11 protein-coding genes are annotated in these 16,979 nt (G+C 56.7%); 7 read left to right on the forward strand and 4 right to left on the reverse strand.

Annotated elements, in window-relative coordinates; translation table 11 throughout:
- Positions 1–141: 141 nt before the first annotated feature.
- The 6 genes from ABVT36_RS06755 to ABVT36_RS06780 all read left to right on the forward strand — a co-directional run bounded on the left by ABVT36_RS06755 (position 142) and on the right by ABVT36_RS06780 (position 6,914).
- Positions 142–1,161 (forward strand): SDR family oxidoreductase, encoded by a 1,020-nt coding sequence (locus tag ABVT36_RS06755; protein WP_368455876.1) that lies wholly within the window; start codon positions 142–144, stop codon positions 1,159–1,161.
- Between the two features lie 114 nt (positions 1,162–1,275).
- Positions 1,276–1,869: a DNA-3-methyladenine glycosylase I gene (locus ABVT36_RS06760; protein ID WP_368455877.1), complete on the forward strand. Its 594-nt coding sequence runs from the start codon at positions 1,276–1,278 to the stop codon at positions 1,867–1,869.
- A gap of 164 nt (positions 1,870–2,033) precedes the next feature.
- A complete protein-coding gene (locus ABVT36_RS06765; RefSeq protein ID WP_368455878.1) occupies positions 2,034–3,926 on the forward strand; it encodes a DUF885 family protein in 1,893 nt (630 codons plus the stop codon).
- Between the two features lie 126 nt (positions 3,927–4,052).
- On the forward strand, positions 4,053–5,195 hold the full coding sequence (locus ABVT36_RS06770; protein WP_368455879.1) for a PQQ-dependent sugar dehydrogenase: 1,143 nt from the start codon (positions 4,053–4,055) through the stop codon (positions 5,193–5,195).
- A gap of 32 nt (positions 5,196–5,227) precedes the next feature.
- Positions 5,228–5,983 carry a hypothetical protein gene (locus tag ABVT36_RS06775; RefSeq protein WP_368455881.1) on the forward strand — a complete coding sequence of 252 codons (756 nt, stop codon included), beginning with the start codon at positions 5,228–5,230 and terminating at the stop codon, positions 5,981–5,983.
- A 172-nt stretch (positions 5,984–6,155) separates the two neighbouring features.
- The gene (locus tag ABVT36_RS06780) at positions 6,156–6,914 is read left to right on the forward strand and encodes a VIT1/CCC1 transporter family protein (protein ID WP_368455882.1); all 759 of its coding nucleotides are present in this window, start codon (positions 6,156–6,158) and stop codon (positions 6,912–6,914) included.
- A 171-nt stretch (positions 6,915–7,085) separates the two neighbouring features.
- Here the strand turns inward: ABVT36_RS06780 and ABVT36_RS06785 are convergent, their stop codons facing one another.
- Entirely contained in the window at positions 7,086–7,652 is a 567-nt protein-coding gene (locus ABVT36_RS06785) for a CBS domain-containing protein (protein ID WP_367150959.1), read from the reverse strand.
- Positions 7,653–7,765: 113 nt separating this feature from the next.
- Positions 7,766–8,059, reverse strand: coding sequence for a hypothetical protein (locus tag ABVT36_RS06790; RefSeq protein WP_368455884.1), 294 nt, complete (start codon positions 8,057–8,059; stop codon positions 7,766–7,768).
- Between the two features lie 1,102 nt (positions 8,060–9,161).
- Between ABVT36_RS06790 and ABVT36_RS06795 the strand changes: the two genes are divergently transcribed.
- On the forward strand, positions 9,162–11,090 hold the full coding sequence (locus ABVT36_RS06795) for a di-heme oxidoredictase family protein (protein ID WP_368455885.1): 1,929 nt from the start codon (positions 9,162–9,164) through the stop codon (positions 11,088–11,090).
- Positions 11,091–11,257: 167 nt separating this feature from the next.
- Here the strand turns inward: ABVT36_RS06795 and ABVT36_RS06800 are convergent, their stop codons facing one another.
- The gene (locus tag ABVT36_RS06800) at positions 11,258–13,210 is read right to left on the reverse strand and encodes an alpha/beta hydrolase family protein (RefSeq protein WP_368455887.1); all 1,953 of its coding nucleotides are present in this window, start codon (positions 13,208–13,210) and stop codon (positions 11,258–11,260) included.
- A gap of 95 nt (positions 13,211–13,305) precedes the next feature.
- On the reverse strand, positions 13,306–16,578 hold the full coding sequence (locus ABVT36_RS06805; RefSeq protein WP_368455888.1) for a TonB-dependent receptor: 3,273 nt from the start codon (positions 16,576–16,578) through the stop codon (positions 13,306–13,308).
- Between the last annotated feature and the right edge of the window lie 401 nt (positions 16,579–16,979).

Below are 16,979 nucleotides of genomic sequence, written 5' to 3' on the forward strand. Positions count from 1 at the left end.
TTCTCCACATACGATGATCTTCACCCATGAGATGAAGGCAGTGGTGGTATCTCGCTGATGCCACCACTTGCGTCCATCCTGTTATCACGCCACTATCCCGAGTGCAGGGAAATATAAGAAAAATAGTGGAGTGCGAAGAGGATGAAGCACGCTTTCGTGACAGGCGGTACCGGCTTTCTCGGTGCCAACCTGATTGAACAGCTGATTGAGTGCGGCTGGCAGGTCACAGCCCTGCATCGCCCCGAATCCGACACCCGACTGGCGCACAATTTTGGCGCGGAGCTGGTGGAGGGCTCTTTGGCGGACATCAGTTCCCTGCAGCGGGCGGTGCCGGAAAATATCGATGCGGTATTTCACCTGGCCGCCAATACCAGCATGTGGCGGGGCAGGCGGGCCCAGCAGTGGCGCGACAATGTGGAGGGCTCGGCCACTCTGGCGCGGGTGGCGCGGCAGAAAAACGCCGGGCGAATGATAGTGACCAGCTCCATCTCCGCCTATGGCTATCAGAAAAACCCTATCGATGAGCAGAGTCCACAATTGGCTGATGATCCTCGCCACGGCTACCTCTACACAAAAAAAAGGGCCGAAATCGCCGTTCGCAAGGAGATAGAGCAGGGGCTGGATGCGGTTTTCCTGAACCCCTGTGCCATAGTGGGCAAGTACGATGTGACCGGCTGGGCGCAGACTTTTCTCCTGATGGCCGGAAACCAGCTTCCCGGGGTACCGCCCGGCAGTGGCTCTTTCTGTCATGTGGCGGAAGTGGCACAGGCGCATATCGATGCTTTTGCCCGGGGGCGCTGTGGGGACAATTATATTCTGGCCGGCATCGACGCCAGCTTTCTGGAGTTTTTTGCCACCATCGCCCGTTTGCTGAACAAGCCGGAACCAAAACGCACCACACCTGCCGCCGCAATTTACGGGCTTGGTTGGCTATCCGATCTTGTGTCGCGCTTTACCGGCCGCGAACCGGCGATAACCCCTGAGAAAGCCGCACTGGTCAACCGCTGTCTTATCGCCCGCTGCGACAAAGCGCGCCGCGAGCTCGGCTATAGCGGCGACGTGCCTCTCGAAACCATGTTGCGCGAAAGCCGCGACTGGCTGCTCACACGGGGCCTGTTGCCGTCTGACGAAAACGAAACCGTAAAGGAGACCTCTCATTGAATCGGGGAAACATCATTTTTGTCCTGGTAATGCTGCTGCTGGTTTTGCAGCTGATCCAGCACTATTTTTTTTCCGCCGGACAATGACCGGACCCAACTGAAGGGAGATGACTCTTTGGCAGATAAACGCTGTGGCTGGTGTCTGTCCACGCCTCTGTATCAGCAGTACCACGATGAAGAGTGGGGCCGTCCGGTAACCGACGATGCCACTCTGTTTGAATTTTTGCTGCTTGAGGGGGCCCAGGCCGGTTTATCCTGGATAACGGTGCTCAACAAGCGGGAGGGTTACCGCAAGTTGTTCGACAATTTTGATGCGGAGAAGATCGCACGCTATACGCCGCGTAAAATAGAGCGATTGCTGCAGGACCAGCGTATCATCCGCAATCGTCGCAAAGTGGAGTCGGCGGTTGGGAATGCCAGGGCCTACCTTGCGTTGCGCGATGCTGGTACCAGCCTGGCTGACTTCCTGTGGCAGTTTGGCGACGGGCGCGTCAAGGTGAACCGGTTTCGCAGCCTTGCGGATGTACCCGCGTCCACCCCGGAATCCGATGCCATGAGTCGCGCTCTCAAGAAAGCCGGCTTCAGTTTTGTCGGCTCCACCATTATGTACGCCCATATGCAGGCCACCGGTATGGTGAACGATCACCTGGTCACCTGTCCCGGTCACCGTCGCTGCAAAGAGGAAGCGAGGGCAAAAAACCTTCTCTGAGTCGCTGCAGGAACTGCGCAACACAGGGGGCAATCGCTGGTCCCGGGATTCCTTCGCCTCGACGCAAGTGACTTGCACAGCCCCGGCTTTGGGTCGACGTCAACCCTGTTTCGTGTCAGAGTAGCCACGTTTTTCCGTGTGCACAATTTGACCGAGATACACCCATGCTTAAAGAACTGCATAGCCCCTTGATCCCCAGTCTGCTCGCACTCGCCATCCTCAGTGGATGCCAGGGTGATGAGGTTGCCCAAAACAGCAACGCTGTACCGGCTGAGAGCACCCTCGTCGCCGAGACCACCGCTGCGATGAATCCCGCCGCAGAGAGCAAACGCCTGACCAAATGGCTGGACGAGCGTTACGAGGAGCAGTTGCAGTTCAGCCCCATACAACTCAGCTATCTGGGCCGCAAGGAGAAGTACGACCAGATCGACGATATGAGTGAGGCCGCGGAGGCCCGCCGGCTGGCCTGGTATGGCAAGACCGTCGAGGACCTGAAGCGGGACTTCGACTATAACGAGCTGTCGGACATCGGCAAGGAATCCTACGATCTGTGGATTTTTCAGTACAAGCAGGCCAAAGCCGCGGAACCTTTTAAACGCTATTCCTATTTCGCCGGTGAGCTGGGTGGCCCGGAAGCGGACCTCCCCACCTTCCTGATCAATATTCACAAGGTCGATTCCGAACAGGATATGCGGGCTTACGTGTCCCGTCTCGACGGTATCTCGCGGGCCATGGAGCAGTTGCTGGAGCGTGCCAAGCTGGCTGCCGCTGACGGCATCCGTCCGCCGCGCTTCGCCTACGATCTGGCCATGGAGCGGGCACAGAAAGTCATTACCGGAGCACCGTTTCAGGGCGAAGGCGATTCGCCGCTGTATGCCGACGCCAAAGGCAAGATCGAAGCGCTGAAAAAAGACGGCAAGATAGATGAGAAGACCGCGCAAGACCTGGAAGTCCAGGTGCGCAAGAGCCTGATGGAGCGGTTTAAGCCGGCTTACGATGCGTATATCAGCTGGGTACAGGAGGACCGCGACAATGCCAGCGAGGAACCCCAAGGCGTATCCAGCCTGCCCAACGGCAAAGCCTTCTACAATAATCGCCTGGCCAACTACACCACTCTCGACCTGACTGCCGACCAGGTTCACCAGATTGGTCTCGACGAGGTCGCCCGCATCCGCAAGGAGATGGAGGCCATCAAGGAGCAGGTGGGCTTCGAGGGCAGCCTGCAGGAATTTTTCACCTTTGTGCGCGACGACGACCAGTTCTATTACCCCAACACGGACGAGGGCCGCAACGGCTACCTGAACGACACCCGTGCCTTCCTCGGCCAGATAGAGCACAAGCTGCCGGATTACTTCGGCATACTGCCAAAAGCCAAGCTGGAGGTTAAGCGGGTGGAGCCATTCCGCGAAGTGGACGGTGGAGCCCAGCACTACCAGCCCGGCACTCCGGACGGTTCGCGTCCCGGTGTCTACTATGTGCACATGTCGGATATGAGCGCCTACTCGAAAAACGATATGGAGACCACTGCCTATCACGAGGGCCTGCCCGGTCACCATATGCAGATTTCCATCGCCCAGGAACTGGAGGACATTCCCCAGTTCCGCACCCAGGCCTTCTTCACACCCTACATCGAGGGCTGGGCACTCTACTCTGAAAAACTCGCCAAGGAGATGGGTCAATTCCAGGACCCCTACAAGGACTTTGGTCGCCTGACGGCGGAGATGTGGCGGGCCATCCGCCTGGTGGTGGATACCGGTCTGCACGCAAAAGGCTGGTCCCAGGAACAGGCGGTGCAGTACTTCCTCGACAATGCCGCGGTCCCCGAGAGCGCGGTGCGGTCCGAGGTGCGCCGTTACCTGACTCTGCCCGGCCAGGCCACCTCCTACAAGATTGGAATGCTCGAAATTCTCGAACTGCGCGACAAGGCCAAGAAAACCCTCGGCGACAAGTTCGACATTCGCGGTTTCCACGACGCCGTCCTGGGTGGCGGGGCATTGCCGCTGCCGATGTTGGAAGAGCGGGTAAACCACTGGGTGGAAAGCGTACAGCAGTCCTAACCCCTCCCATACCTGCAAGCATAAAAAGCCGGGGTTTATCACTCCGGCTTTTTTTGTGCCCCCTTTTGTCTTTTATTGTGTGCGCCGTTAGCATCCGCTTATTAATCAACAATGGAGTCCACTGTCATGAAGCAAACTCTGGCCTTATCGCGATTCGGCTTCGCGGCCATCCTTATGCTCGCCTGCGGCACCGCAACCGCGGCCGATGTGATCCTGGACCGTATCGACAGTGACCGGCAGGCGTTCCGGGTTGTGCGCCTGGCCGGCGACCTGCACCACCCCTGGGCAGTGGCGCAATTGCCCGATGGCCGCTTTCTGGTGAGCGAGCGGCGGGGCAAACTGGCGCTGATGGAAGGCGACAAAGTGCAGTATCTCCAGGGTGTGCCCGAAGTATCCGCACTGGGCCAGGGCGGACTGCTGGACGTGGTGCTGCACCCGCAATATGGGGACGGTGAGCACGACTGGATATACATGACCTTCTCCAAGCCCGGAAAAGGCGGTACCGCCAGCGCCGTGGCCCGGGCGCGCCTGGGGGATGGCACCCTGACGGATTTTGAGGAGGTCTTCGTACAGAATCGTTTCTCCAGCCCCGGGCGCCACTACGGTTCGCGCCTGGCGTGGCTTGCGGACGGCACCCTGCTGATGACCATCGGCGATCGCGGCGTGGAGCCGCCGCGGGCCCAGGATATCAACGACCACGCCGGCAGTGTGCTGCGAATGACCGAAACCGGTGCCGTGCCCGATGACAACCCTTTTGCCGGCGATGTGCCCGGGGCGGATGAACTCTACAGTTTTGGCAACCGCAACATTCAGGGGCTGACCGTAACCGCCGACGGGCATATCTGGGCCAGTGAGCACGGGGCCCTGACCGGAGACGAGCTGAACCTGATTCAGGCCGGTGTCAATTACGGCTGGCCCAAGGTCACCCGCAGCAAGGACTACAGCACAAGGGAACCCATTGGCGTACCGTCTATGGCAGGTGTGCGCGATGCGGAACTCATTTACGACGGCCGTTTCGCCCCCTCGGGTCTGGACCAGGTGGAGAGTGAACAGTTTTCCAGTTGGAGCGGCGATTTGCTGGCGGGCGGCCTCGGCAGTGAAAAGCTGCTGCGGGTCGCGCTCGATGGCAAACAGATAAAAGACTCCGAAGTCCTACTGCAGGGACAATTGGGGCGTATACGGGATGTGCGCCAGGGCCATGATGGTTATATTTACCTACTTACCGACCGCACCGACGGCGGTCTCTATCGCCTGGAACCGGTCGAATAATTAAAACCACAGCCGTCAAAGGGAGGCTAACTGTGAAAAAACTGCAGTTTCTGCTGCTGGGTTTGCTAATGGCCGTCGCTGGCGTTGCCAGCGCGGAGCCCACGGATATCGTGGTGCGGGCCAAAGCCAGGGATGCCAAATTTATCGGCACTTCCATTGGTGGGGCCATGGTGCGTATCCGCGCGGCGGACACTGGCGAGCTGCTCGCCGAAGGCCTGACCCGGGGCAGCACCGGCAGTACCGACAAAATCATGCGACAACCCCACCGCCGCTTCGAATCCATTGCCGAGGGCGCGGCGTCCTTCACTGCGACACTGGACATCAGTGAGCCAGTGTTTATAACCATCGAGGTGGCTGCACCCTATATCAAGAAGCAGGCCCGGGTGCTGTCCCAGACCCAAACCTGGCTGATCCCGGGCAAACCGATCGACGGAGATGGCATCACTGTGGAAGTGCCGGGCCTGATCGTGGATCTGCTGAGCCCGCAGACCCACAGGTACACCAGCCTGGACGAGGCTCCGTTCGAGATTCGCGCCAATGTGGTAATGATGTGCGGATGTCCCATCACGCCCGGGGGACTGTGGAATGGCGAAACCCTGGAAGTCGCGGCGATGGTGCAAAAAGATGGAACCCCTTTCGGCACAATTCCAATGAAAATGGACGGTGACAACACTTTTACCGCGTCGCTGCAAACCGATGGCGCCGGTGTCTATCAATTGCTGGTCTACGCCTATGACCCGAAAACCGGCAATACGGGTGTCGACCAGGTGAGCTTTATCGTGCGCTAGCACAACCCAGTGAGGATACTTCCAGCGGGCCCGATCACCAGGGCGGGCGGGGCAAGCCGCTGTTAACCCGGCAACTGAATAGATTCGCGGGTTAATGTGATACAGGAAAGCGAGGGCCTCCAGGTAATTGGCTAGGCTTAGGGGATACTCCATACCCCAGCGGAACAGTGCCATGAAAAAACTGGGCCCGGAGGCCCTGCAACGCGCTCACAGACCTGAAAATATCGCCGCCCGGCTGCGGCAGCCCCCGCCCTCGCCAAAAATCTCCGACTTGGTACTGGGTGCCATCGACGGCTGCGTGACCACCTTTGCGATTGTCGCCGGTGCTTTCGGTGCCGGTTTCTCCGCGACCGTAGTGGTGGTTCTAGGCCTGGCCAACCTGCTGGCCGATGGCTTTAGTATGGCGGTAAGCAATTACGAAGCGGTGGACGCCGAACTCGCCCATGCGGAAGCTGCGCGACGCACGGAGGAACAGCATATCCAACTGGTACCGGAAGGGGAGCGCGAGGAAATCCGGCAGATTTTTGCCGGCAAGGGGTTTCACGGTCACACCCTGGAAACAATAGTCGCCACCATCACCGCTGACCGGCGCCTGTGGATCGATACCATGTTGAGCGAAGAGTACGGAATAGGGCGCTCCCGCAGCAGCCCACTGGGCTCCGCCCTGGTGACTTTTTTCGCATTTGTCACCGTCGGCGCTATGCCGCTGGTCCCCTATTTCCTGTCCACAGCAACACCACGGGAACAGTTTCTCAGCAGCTGCGTACTGGCCGCCGCCATGTTCTTCCTGACCGGTATGTGCAAGAGCCTGGTATACGCAACCAATGTTGTTACCGCCGGCCTCAAGACGCTTTTACTGGGCGGCGCGGCGGCTGGGTTGGCTTACCTGGTCGGCTTTCTGGTACGCGCGGCGGTACCCGCGCCCATCTGAGCGGCAGCAGTGGTTTAGCTGTCTATCCCTCCCTGCCGTTGGGATCCCATTGGCAGGGCGCGTTTGACGGAACCTTAGCAGCCTCAGGTCGGTATGATTCCCCCCTACCAATAACGGCCAACTGTAGGGCGGCTCTATATTGAAACCCTCAGCCAGGAGCCGAAAGGGCAATCAGTGAACCGGTGCCAATTCGCGCAAAATACCCGCCACTGTGGGCGCCTCGTCGATATTGATCTCCGCGTGCAGACGCTGGCCTGTCTCGGCAGCACTGATCAATCCGCGCACATGGTGCATTTCTGTATCCACCACCAGGCAGTCCTTTTGCCCATCCCGGCGCATAGCCCCCAGTACTTCGCGGATCCTGCTTTTAGACACCTGTTCGTAGCTGAGCATTTTCAGTTGACTGCGGGGACGCATCAGGTCAGCAACCGTCAGCTCATCCCGCTTCATGCCCGCCGCCACAAATTGCATGACACGCTGGGAACTGATGTCCTCCGCAGTCAGCAAGCCGCTAAAACGGCCCTCATTATCAACCACCAGCACGGTGTTCAGGTGCCCGGCCTGCATCACTTTGGCGGCATCGGCGGCGGCCACGGACGGGGTCAACAATGGCGGGTGGTGATCTTTGAAATCCGTGACAAAGCTGAGTGCGGGGGAATCCAGGGACAGTTCGCTGAAATTCTCCGGGTAAACCAGTTGATCAAGGTCTTCAAGTTGTAAAAAATCCAAGTTTTTCATGGCGTTAACTCACATCATTCGATTCTGCGACCTAAGCGTCGCTCCGACAGCGCGCACAATGGTTGCCAACGGTGGGGAACGCCACCGCGCGGCTGCTGTGTCTATAGATGGGGTTACGCCAGGGGAGGAGCCCTGATGGCCTTGCTGCCCCGAGAGGCGGGCAGGGTGGGGCGGTTATAAGGGAGAGTATATGGACAGAATTTGCAGGGGCGCTGGAAGCTGAAAACAGTGGCCGGAGGGCTGTCCTCAACACCCTCATTGCGGGGGGTGGAAAACCGCTCTTCGGTCTGCTGAGAGCCTGTGTAAGCGATTGTGTCCCGCGAGTCGAGCAGGCCCGTCTCCGCGCGCACCGCGTCAACCAGCAGCAGCGATTGCGATACCAGGAGTAAAAGGAGCCAACTTCGCATGAAAGCTTTCCTACAGTGCAGGGGAAGGGACCTGTGACAGTAGACTGCAATTGCCTTTGCAGGGTTCCCGTCCGGCCATCACCCAGGATGCGGTGACATCAGCTTCATAGTTACAAGCATCTTGCGCCTTTTTCTTCCCGCCGTCCAGTTTCCACCCCTGGCGTTTCTTGAACAACAACGGAGACTTGGTCATTTCACAAGATCATCAAGTCGGCAACTCTATAAACTTCCGGGTTAATAGTGACCGGTAACTTGCTGCAGAGTGCTTTCCTTCAATTTTGTCGTCCCCTCCCGGGATAATGACTCGTCGGTCATTGATGATAGGCGACCAGGTCCTCGCTTGGTCACTAGTTCATCCACACCATAGGTGGCAACGAAGTGAGCAAGGCAAGCGCCACTTTTAGTTGCAGCCCTTCCCTTGTATTTCGCCAACCGTTATCTTCACAGACTGGATGCCCCTCCATTGAGGGTGGTGCCGGAAGCTGTGAGTTCCGGTAACAGGTATGGGGTAATCCGAGTAGTGTCCGCTGGCAACTTCTGAGCCTTTCTATGCCAGCGACACAAGTGTGCACTGAATGCTATCGAAAGAGACGTATCGCAATCGTTGCGCCCTTAATGATTCGTACACCAAATAAAAATTCAATCATTTGACCAACGGCCACCTGGCCAGGTCCGAACAATGAACCCGCTTGCAGCTGCTATCTGAACTGCGCACTTAAAATAAAAGCAAATATAAATACCCAATACGCAGTCCCCATTTAAATTACCCAACATATTGGTTGGTGGCGATACCTCTATTGCTTCCGGGCCAGCCGTACGCAATCTATCGCTTTGTATCAGTCGCGTATTACCCGTGCAATCGCTGTCGTGGTGCGCTACCGCCAGAACAGATTTAGGAGAATCCTATATGCATATGGGAAAACTCACGCCATTGATTTTCGCTGCACTAATCACTCAGCCGGCGTTCGCCCAACTGCTCGACAAATCGCTGGTAGATGAAAACAACAACATTAAGGCCCCGGGCGGTACTATCGGAAAATCATTACAAGGCCAAATTGGCGCAGGCCAGGGTGCCGTCGATATCCCAGGGTCATCCATATATTTGATCAAACGCGATCCCGCCCGCTCGATCAGGCGGGGGCGTCAGCTGTTTCAGCGCAAATTCTCCATCGCGGAAGGCATCGGGCCACGCGTCAACCCGGCATCGAACGGCGACGTCACCCAGATGCGGGCACTGGGCGCCGGGCTGGCCGACAGCTGTGCCGCCTGCCACGGCAGACCCAGAGGAGCCGCCGGATTTGGCGGCGACGTGGCCACCAGGCCGGACAGCCGCGATGCCCCACATCTGTTTGGACTTGGACTTATGGAGCAATTGGCCGATGAAATGACCGCCGAATTGCGCGCTATAAGAGCCATGGCAATCGACGAAGCCGTCAACGGCGTGCCTGGAGAGACCTTTGTCGAAGCAGACTTCGAGGGGGGCACCGACGGCTTCCAGTTCGTGGATGACCCGTTTGGCACCAACCAACCTGGATATAGTTCCGGTCAGCTGTCCGTCGACGGCACCGATACACGCGCGGTTACCGTCTTGGGCGGTATCGACGATGCGTTCGTGACGGGTATGTCGGGTGGTTGGTCCACCACCTTTACTCTGACCGCCGCCGCTGAGGTGGTCTTTGACTTTGACTTTCGATTGATCCAGTCGTCCGAATATGAAAGCGATGAGGTCTCCAACGCAATTATCGCCATTGACGGACAGCAGACGGTACTCGCTTCCTTCAGCGGAAATGGCAATGGCGGCGGGGACATGAATACCGGCATCACAAGCAGATCACTAAGCCGCACCCTGTCCGCAGGACAGCATACGGTGGTGCTGGGTGGCTCCAATAATAAGAAGACCTTTAATGACGAAGTCACTTTTATTAGCTATGGCCGGGCAACGGTATCTATCCCCGCCAGCGGCCCCGGCACCGTTACCAAGGATCTATTGGCGAAAAGTGTGGAGTTCGGCTCCATCACCGCCTTCGCGGATGGCAGTGTGGACACCAGTGGTGTAGTAGGAGTCAACGACGATCTGCGTATCCGCCCCTTCTTTGCCCAGGGCGGCACCGTATCCATGCGTGAGTTTATTGTCGGCGCCTTCAACGATGAAATGGGTATGCAGACGGTGGACCCGATCCTTTGCGCCGTCACCGACCCGGCGAATCCCCAGGTCATGCTCAGTCCGTCTGGCTTCCTGTACGATCCCGCCGCAGACACTTTTGAGAGACCCCCAACCTGCAGTACCGGTGCCGACCCGGACGGCGATGGCAAAACCAACGAGGTAGACGCCGCACTGCTGGATCATATGGAGTTCTACCTGCTGAATTACTTCAAACCCGGCCAGTACAAGACCAGCGCCAGAACCCAGGCCGGCAGCCAGCTGATGGACGATATAGGCTGTACCGGCTGCCATACACGACAACTCACCGTCGACGCCGACCGGCGTGTGGCCGATGTGGAAACCCAGTACGACCCCTTCCAGGGCATTTTTAACAGTTTGTTCTCCACCGCAAGCACCAGGTTTTTTCAGGTGGATGACGGCGACCTCTATCCCCTGCTACTGCCGGAGGAGAATCCCTTTGTGGTGGAAAACTTTTTCTCCGATTTAAAGCGGCACGATCTCGGCCCGGCCTTCCACGAGCGGGAATACGATGGCACCAAGGTAACCCATTTTGTAACCGAGCCCCTGTGGGGCGTTGGTTCCACCGCACCCTACGGGCATGATGGCCGCAGTATCAACCTGGACCAGGTTATCAGGCGCCACGGGGGTGAAGCGGAGCTGGCCAGAAACGCCTATGTGGGACTGTCGGAGGACCAGCAGGCACAATTGCGCGAATTCCTGCAAACACTGGTGCTGTTTCCCCCGGACGACACCGCCTCCAACCTGAACCCCGGCAATCCCGGCACCAATAATCCCCAGGATCCAGCGGAACACGGCTCCATTAACCTGGGGGCACTGTTTCAAATACCAACTGAAGGGGCGGAATAGTAGGGGAAGATTTTCCTTTGCAGGGTTTTTACCAGCCCCCTGGTAGCTGTCAAATAGCTGAGCGGGAAGCGGCGTCCGCCGCTTCCCGCTCAGCTTGACCTTTAGTGGGCCCATGAGGCTGCCTGGTGCCCATTCATCCGGCAACTTATCTGGCCGCCGGGTGACTTCTAAAGTCCGTCGGGACCACAACTGCCCTTGAGATAGGCAATCATCGACTCATACAGGTTTTTTTGATGGCGGTAGAAAAGAGTGTTGCTGAAGTGGTCCGCCCCCTCCAGTTCCACATATTCAAACGACTTGTTGGATTTCGCCAGGGCCTGACGGTATTTCTCCGCATGCTCCGGGGGCACTCTCTGATCCACATCCCCGTGTATCAGCAAAATGGGTATATTGACCTTGGTCACCTCCTCCAGGGGGGACAGGCTGTCATCCCACATGCGCAGCTGTTCTATCTTGCCCGCGCCGCGTAGCCGCGAGCGATAGTAATTGACCTGCATTTGGTTATCGGATACGGCCGCACCGGCAATGGCACACTGGTAAATCTGTGCTTCCCTGCTCGCGGCAACAAGCGCAGCATAGCCACCGTAGGACCAGCCAAAGATCGCCAACCTCTCCGGATCAGCCCAACCCTGGTCTACCAGGTACAGCATACCGTCGTCTTTATCATCCTGCATCTTTTTGCCGCCCTGGCCGCCGTCCATAAAGGCCGACTGGTAGTGCTCCAAACCCAGGCCGCGGGAGCCACGATACTGGGGCTGCAACACCAGGTAGCCATTGTTGGCTAGCATCTGCGCCCATTCGTCGTACAGGGCCAGTTCAGACACAAAAGGGCCCCCATGGGGCATCACTATGGCCGGGAATGGCGGCTTGCCGTTGGGGATAGTCATATAGGCGGGTATAGTGCGGCCGTCTCTGGCTTTATATTTGATATAGCGCACATCCGCCAGCCGGTCCGCCTCCAGCAATGGCTGGCGACTGCCGAGTTTGGTCAGCTTGCCACTGTGAAGCAGGTAATAGGTACCCGGATCCCGGGGTCCGACATTGTAGATGGTGAGGCTTTTGCCATCCCGGGAGCGGCTGTTGATTCGCACATAGTGGGCGTTGGGAACCACCTGTTCCAACTGTTGTTGGGTCGCCATTTCCACTTCGTCAAAGTATTCAACTTCCACATTCCCCGCCTGGTAAACCACACCGACTACACTGTCCGCGTGCTGCCAATCGTTGCTGTGAAAGCGCACCCCGGATACATCCACATCGCCGCGCCGGTATACAAGTTCGCCAAAGCTGTTGGAATCGAGATCGAATTCCCACAGACCCGCCTTGTCATCACCATTGTGGGCCACTACAAACAAAATCGACGGGTCCTCGGTATCGAAACCCGATACCGTGAAGGTCTCGAAGGAGTCTTCGCTCTGGCGATAAAACTCATTCCACCTGGCCGGGTCCGTCAGGCGCTGGTACCAGACGAACTCGCCCTCGCCGATATCAAAGCCGCGCGCCAGCCAGGGATCGCCGTCGCCGTCAAACTCCATTTGTCCCATATCCAGCTTGCCGCGCAGCAACAGCTTTTTGGTCCCCGTCTTTACATTTAACTCATAGTAGGTGCGGGGCCGGAAAGCGGCCTTGAGTTTGCTTTTTTCACCGCCGGGGAGATAAGAGAACACGATACGGTTTTTTTTGCCCGGCAGTACATTCTCTATTTCCGCACCAAGTTGATCGTACTTTTTTAGTTTCTGTCGCTTGATATCCACCGATGCCAGCAAATATTCGTAGACCCCCTGGTTAAAACCCTCTATCTTATCACGTACCTTTTGTCGTAAACGCATCCCCAATACATCATTGCCCACCCAGAAGAATTGCTGGATCTCCATGGGATCCGAGTTGATTCGGTAGGGTTCCCCATCGAGTTTATCGGTCCGATAGACTTCAATAATCGGGTCTCCATCCTTGGTGGGTATTTTCATCAGGGCGACATGGTTGCCATCGGGGGAAATCGCCACATTGCTGATCACATGGCGCAGGGCCCAGTAATCCAGTGGATAGGGCTTGTCCTCCATAGCTAAAGCTGTAAAGCCAAGCAACGCCCCAACTGTCAGCAGAAAGTATCTTCCTAGTTGCATAATCCTTTCTCAATCAAACCAGACGTTTATCACAACCATCGATAGAAACTAGCGAAAAAGCCCGCAAAAGCGGGCTCTTCAGTACTTGTTGTCAACTAAAAGTTTCTTTGCAGGTTCAGGAATAGAGTGCGCCCCTGCAAGTCATAGCCATAGCCGATAGGGGTATTGTTGACGGCCAGTATCTCATTGCCATCCACCTGGGGCGGTTCCTTTTCGAACACATTATTCAGGCCCAAACCCGCGGTCCAGTTGTCACCGTAATAATACAGCGAGACCGAGTGAACCACATAGTCGTCGGCAAATCCTATATCCCGGCAGTCAACCCCGCCTTCTGCAGGACCCACACAGCTATCGGAAGGCTCTCCTGTATCGGCGCTATCGAAAATATCGTTGAACTCGTCGATATCAATGTCATCCTGCTCTACATTACCGATATATCGGGAAGTCCAAGTAAAGCGATAGTTATCGTATTCCACCCGGAATTCACCGCGCCCCTGCCAGCGAGGAAAGCCAAATGTACCGGTAAATCGGTCGATATCCGCTACCCCTTCATCATCGATATAGGTGAGGGTACGCTCCAGAACCCGGTTAAAGATCAAATTGGCGGACAGATCCAGAGGCGCACCAAACAGCGTAACCGGTTGTTCATAGCGCAGGTTGTAGTCTATGCCCCGTGCGATTTCACTGTCGCGGTTAACAAATGCCGCATCAATGAAGTCAAGGAAGCCATCAGCACCACGCACCAGCTGGGAGCAGAAAGCACTGGTTCCTTGCACATCGTTATAACAGTCATTAATCAGGAATTGGGCCGAAGGCTCGATAATGGAGTTTTCAATCTCTATATCATAGTAGGTCATGCCAAATGTCAGATTAAAATCATCAAAAAACGGCTGCTCATAGGAAAAGCCGACGGTAAAGGATTCGGAGGTTTCCTCTTCCAGGTCGAGACTTCCCCCTTCCCCCACTTCTACGCTATATGTGTTAAAACCGCTGTTTTCAAAGCTGGTGGGGTCAACTCCGCTGGCGCGACAATTTGCCAATACATAGTCCGCTCGGTTGTCCAGTTCAGGTATATAGCCTCCCGTACGCGGATCCAGCGCTCTATCTGGAATTAAACAGGGATCGAAGACCCCACCAAAGCCGGTCTGGTTTCGCAGAAAATTTTCCCGCAGATTCGGTGCGCGGTAGGAGGTGCCATAGGTAGAGCGCAACAGCAATGAATCTACCGGGCGATAGGCCAGCTTGGTGGTATTGGTCCAGGCGCCGCCGTAAAGCTCATCTTTGGTATAGCGGGCAGACACGTTGGTTTTTAACTCCTCAGCCAAAAACCTGCCCGCCAGTACTGGAACCTCTATCTCCACATAGGCTTCACTGGTATCCTTGTTGCCGGTGGCGCCACCATCGGAAAAGAAACCAAAAAACAGGCCATCCCGCGCTATATCGTCCGGCAGGGACTTGATGCGGTCATTCCGATGTTCCAGGCCCAAACCGAGGATCACATCCCCGGCGGGCAGGGTCAGTACCTTGCCGCTCGCGTAGGCGCTGAAAATCGTCTGGTAGTAGCGGGTATCAAAGTCCCGGCTATCGAACAAATAATCCCGCTCTGCCTGGGTGGCAAAATCACCGAGAATCCCCTGGTAGAGAGAATCGGCAAACATATCCACCGGTACGCAGGTGCTCTCGCCAGGCAGGGGTGTGCAGATAAAATTGCCGGGGTTGTCCGGGTCCTCGATAGTGGTTTCCAGCGACTGATCCAGACGGTCTTCGCGAATACCAATACGGCTGGCTTTGCCGTCCGACTTGGTCAAAGAAGCCGCAAGCTCAAAGGACCAGTCAGACAGAGTGCCCACGTTCAGCATCGGCAGGTCACCGCGGAGGCCAGTCACAAACCTCAGCTGCGCAACCTCCACATTCGTCCGATTGCGATCACCCTGTACCGCCACTACCGGCCGTATGCGGAGCGGCCCCACGGCGCCGACCAATTGGCCGTCTTCTTCCGGAGTGACACCGTATGCGTCCACATACTGGGCAACAAAATTCGGGTTGGTCATCAACGCATCCCAGGCTAGGCCACAGTCGACGCCCCGCACCCCATCCGGGTTGCAGATGCTGAAGGGGTTGTCCGCCGGCACCCAAGGGAACAGCTGGGGCGGTCCGGAATCGATAAAATTCTCGCGCTTGGCGTAGAGGGTTTCAAAGAAGGGGGTCAGGTTGAATTCACCATCGAAAGTATACTCCCCATAGGCCATAAAGCTGCCGCGCTCCCGCTCCGGCAGCAGATGGGAAAACAGATCCCGGCCGTTAAGATCGTAGTCGTGAAAATTGATATCGGTGACCCCGTCGCCATCGCCGTCCACGCCAAACGCGCTCGAGAAGTTGCTCTCGGAGAAGCCCGGCCAGCCACCATTGCTGCTGCCGGGTGTGGAGTAGATACTACCTCCAATTACCGTCGGCACTATCACCCTTCCAGCCAGTAGCCCGCGCCCGCAACCGCCGGTCTCCATACCATAGACCTCCCTATCGAAGGCCTCGTCGGTATAGATTCTGCCATCGGTGCCGATTTCACGGTTGACACTACAGCCGTCAGTCCACTCGCGGTCGGCCAAAGTCACTGCATTAGCGCGAAAATACTCCAGCCCCATTCCGATAAAACCGCGATCGAAGTTCTCACCCCAACTAAAACTGAGAGTGTTTTCTTCCCCCGCACTTTGGTGCGGCTTAACACTAAACACCTCGAAATCCACACCTTCGAAATCCTTTTTCAGGATCACATTTACCACGCCCGCCACCGCGTCGGAGCCATATACCGAAGAAGCGCCGTCCAGAAGCAGGTCGTACTGTTGTACCAATGACGCCGGTATGAGGTTGAGATCCGGCGCAACCGGCGCACCCTCCACGCCGGCCGGCGCCAAGCGGCGCCCATCCAGTAACACCAGAGTGCGCCCGGCACCGAGACCACGCAGATCTACCGTGGATGCGCCAGGGCCGTTATCCAGCACAAAGCCGGCAAAAGTCAGGTCTATCTGCTGGCCAGTGGCGACGCCACTGGATTGTAAAATCGTGGAGGTGTCTATGGCTCCGGCCTCCCGGGCCCCCTCCGCATCAATGATCTGAAGCGGCGCAATGCTGGAGAAAGTATCGCGCCTCAGCCTGGAACCTGTGACCACCACTTGTTCTATATCACCATCCTGTATAGTGCCGGCCCCCGTCGATCCCTGCGATTCAGCGGTCACCTCCTCTTCACTTAACGCGGTTCCTTCTGTCTCCTGGGACAAGGCCCATGGACTGAGCACCGCCACAAGCACCGCTGTGGATACACTCGTCAAAAACGGTAGTGTTGCGTCGTTATCTGATTTTTTCCTGATCATTTTCACCAACCCCTTTGGTTTATTTGTTTTGTGATAGAGGTACCTTTCAACCTCCTCTCTAAAACTTTTGTGACGCTTATGGGACTATTATTTGACGCCTAAAGACAAAACAACCTGAATAATGGGTTGACAAAATGGCGCGGATTACTTTTCAGAGTGTTATTTTTAAATTTGTGTCGCGAATTTCTCTATTCGCAATTCGACCAGAAGGTAAGGTGAGGGGTGGTGAAATTAGAGCAGGGGATTACATTGAAGGTTGATTAGCCGGGGCTTGCAGGCCGCCGTCTCGAATATGAGTGTTCGGGGGGCAAATCAAACGTGTAAATGCTCGGAGTGTCGCAGCCGGTTTCCGGTCTGGATCGCTACCCCGGGCTGTGAAAAGCAATCAACTCCACTTAATT

Source organism: Microbulbifer sp. TYP-18 (assembly GCF_040932045.1).
GTDB lineage: Bacteria > Pseudomonadota > Gammaproteobacteria > Pseudomonadales > Cellvibrionaceae > Microbulbifer.

Coding starts and splice junctions, on each gene's coding strand:
- ABVT36_RS06755 (WP_368455876.1), top strand. CDS start 142: ATGAAGCACGCTTTCGTGACAGGCGGTACCGGCTTTCTCGGTGCCAAC.
- ABVT36_RS06765 (WP_368455878.1), top strand. CDS start 2,034: ATGCTTAAAGAACTGCATAGCCCCTTGATCCCCAGTCTGCTCGCACTC.
- ABVT36_RS06770 (WP_368455879.1), top strand. CDS start 4,053: ATGAAGCAAACTCTGGCCTTATCGCGATTCGGCTTCGCGGCCATCCTT.
- ABVT36_RS06780 (WP_368455882.1), top strand. CDS start 6,156: ATGAAAAAACTGGGCCCGGAGGCCCTGCAACGCGCTCACAGACCTGAA.
- ABVT36_RS06785 (WP_367150959.1), bottom strand. CDS start 7,652: ATGAAAAACTTGGATTTTTTACAACTTGAAGACCTTGATCAACTGGTT.
- ABVT36_RS06790 (WP_368455884.1), bottom strand. CDS start 8,059: ATGCGAAGTTGGCTCCTTTTACTCCTGGTATCGCAATCGCTGCTGCTG.
- ABVT36_RS06800 (WP_368455887.1), bottom strand. CDS start 13,210: ATGCAACTAGGAAGATACTTTCTGCTGACAGTTGGGGCGTTGCTTGGC.
- ABVT36_RS06805 (WP_368455888.1), bottom strand. CDS start 16,578: ATGATCAGGAAAAAATCAGATAACGACGCAACACTACCGTTTTTGACG.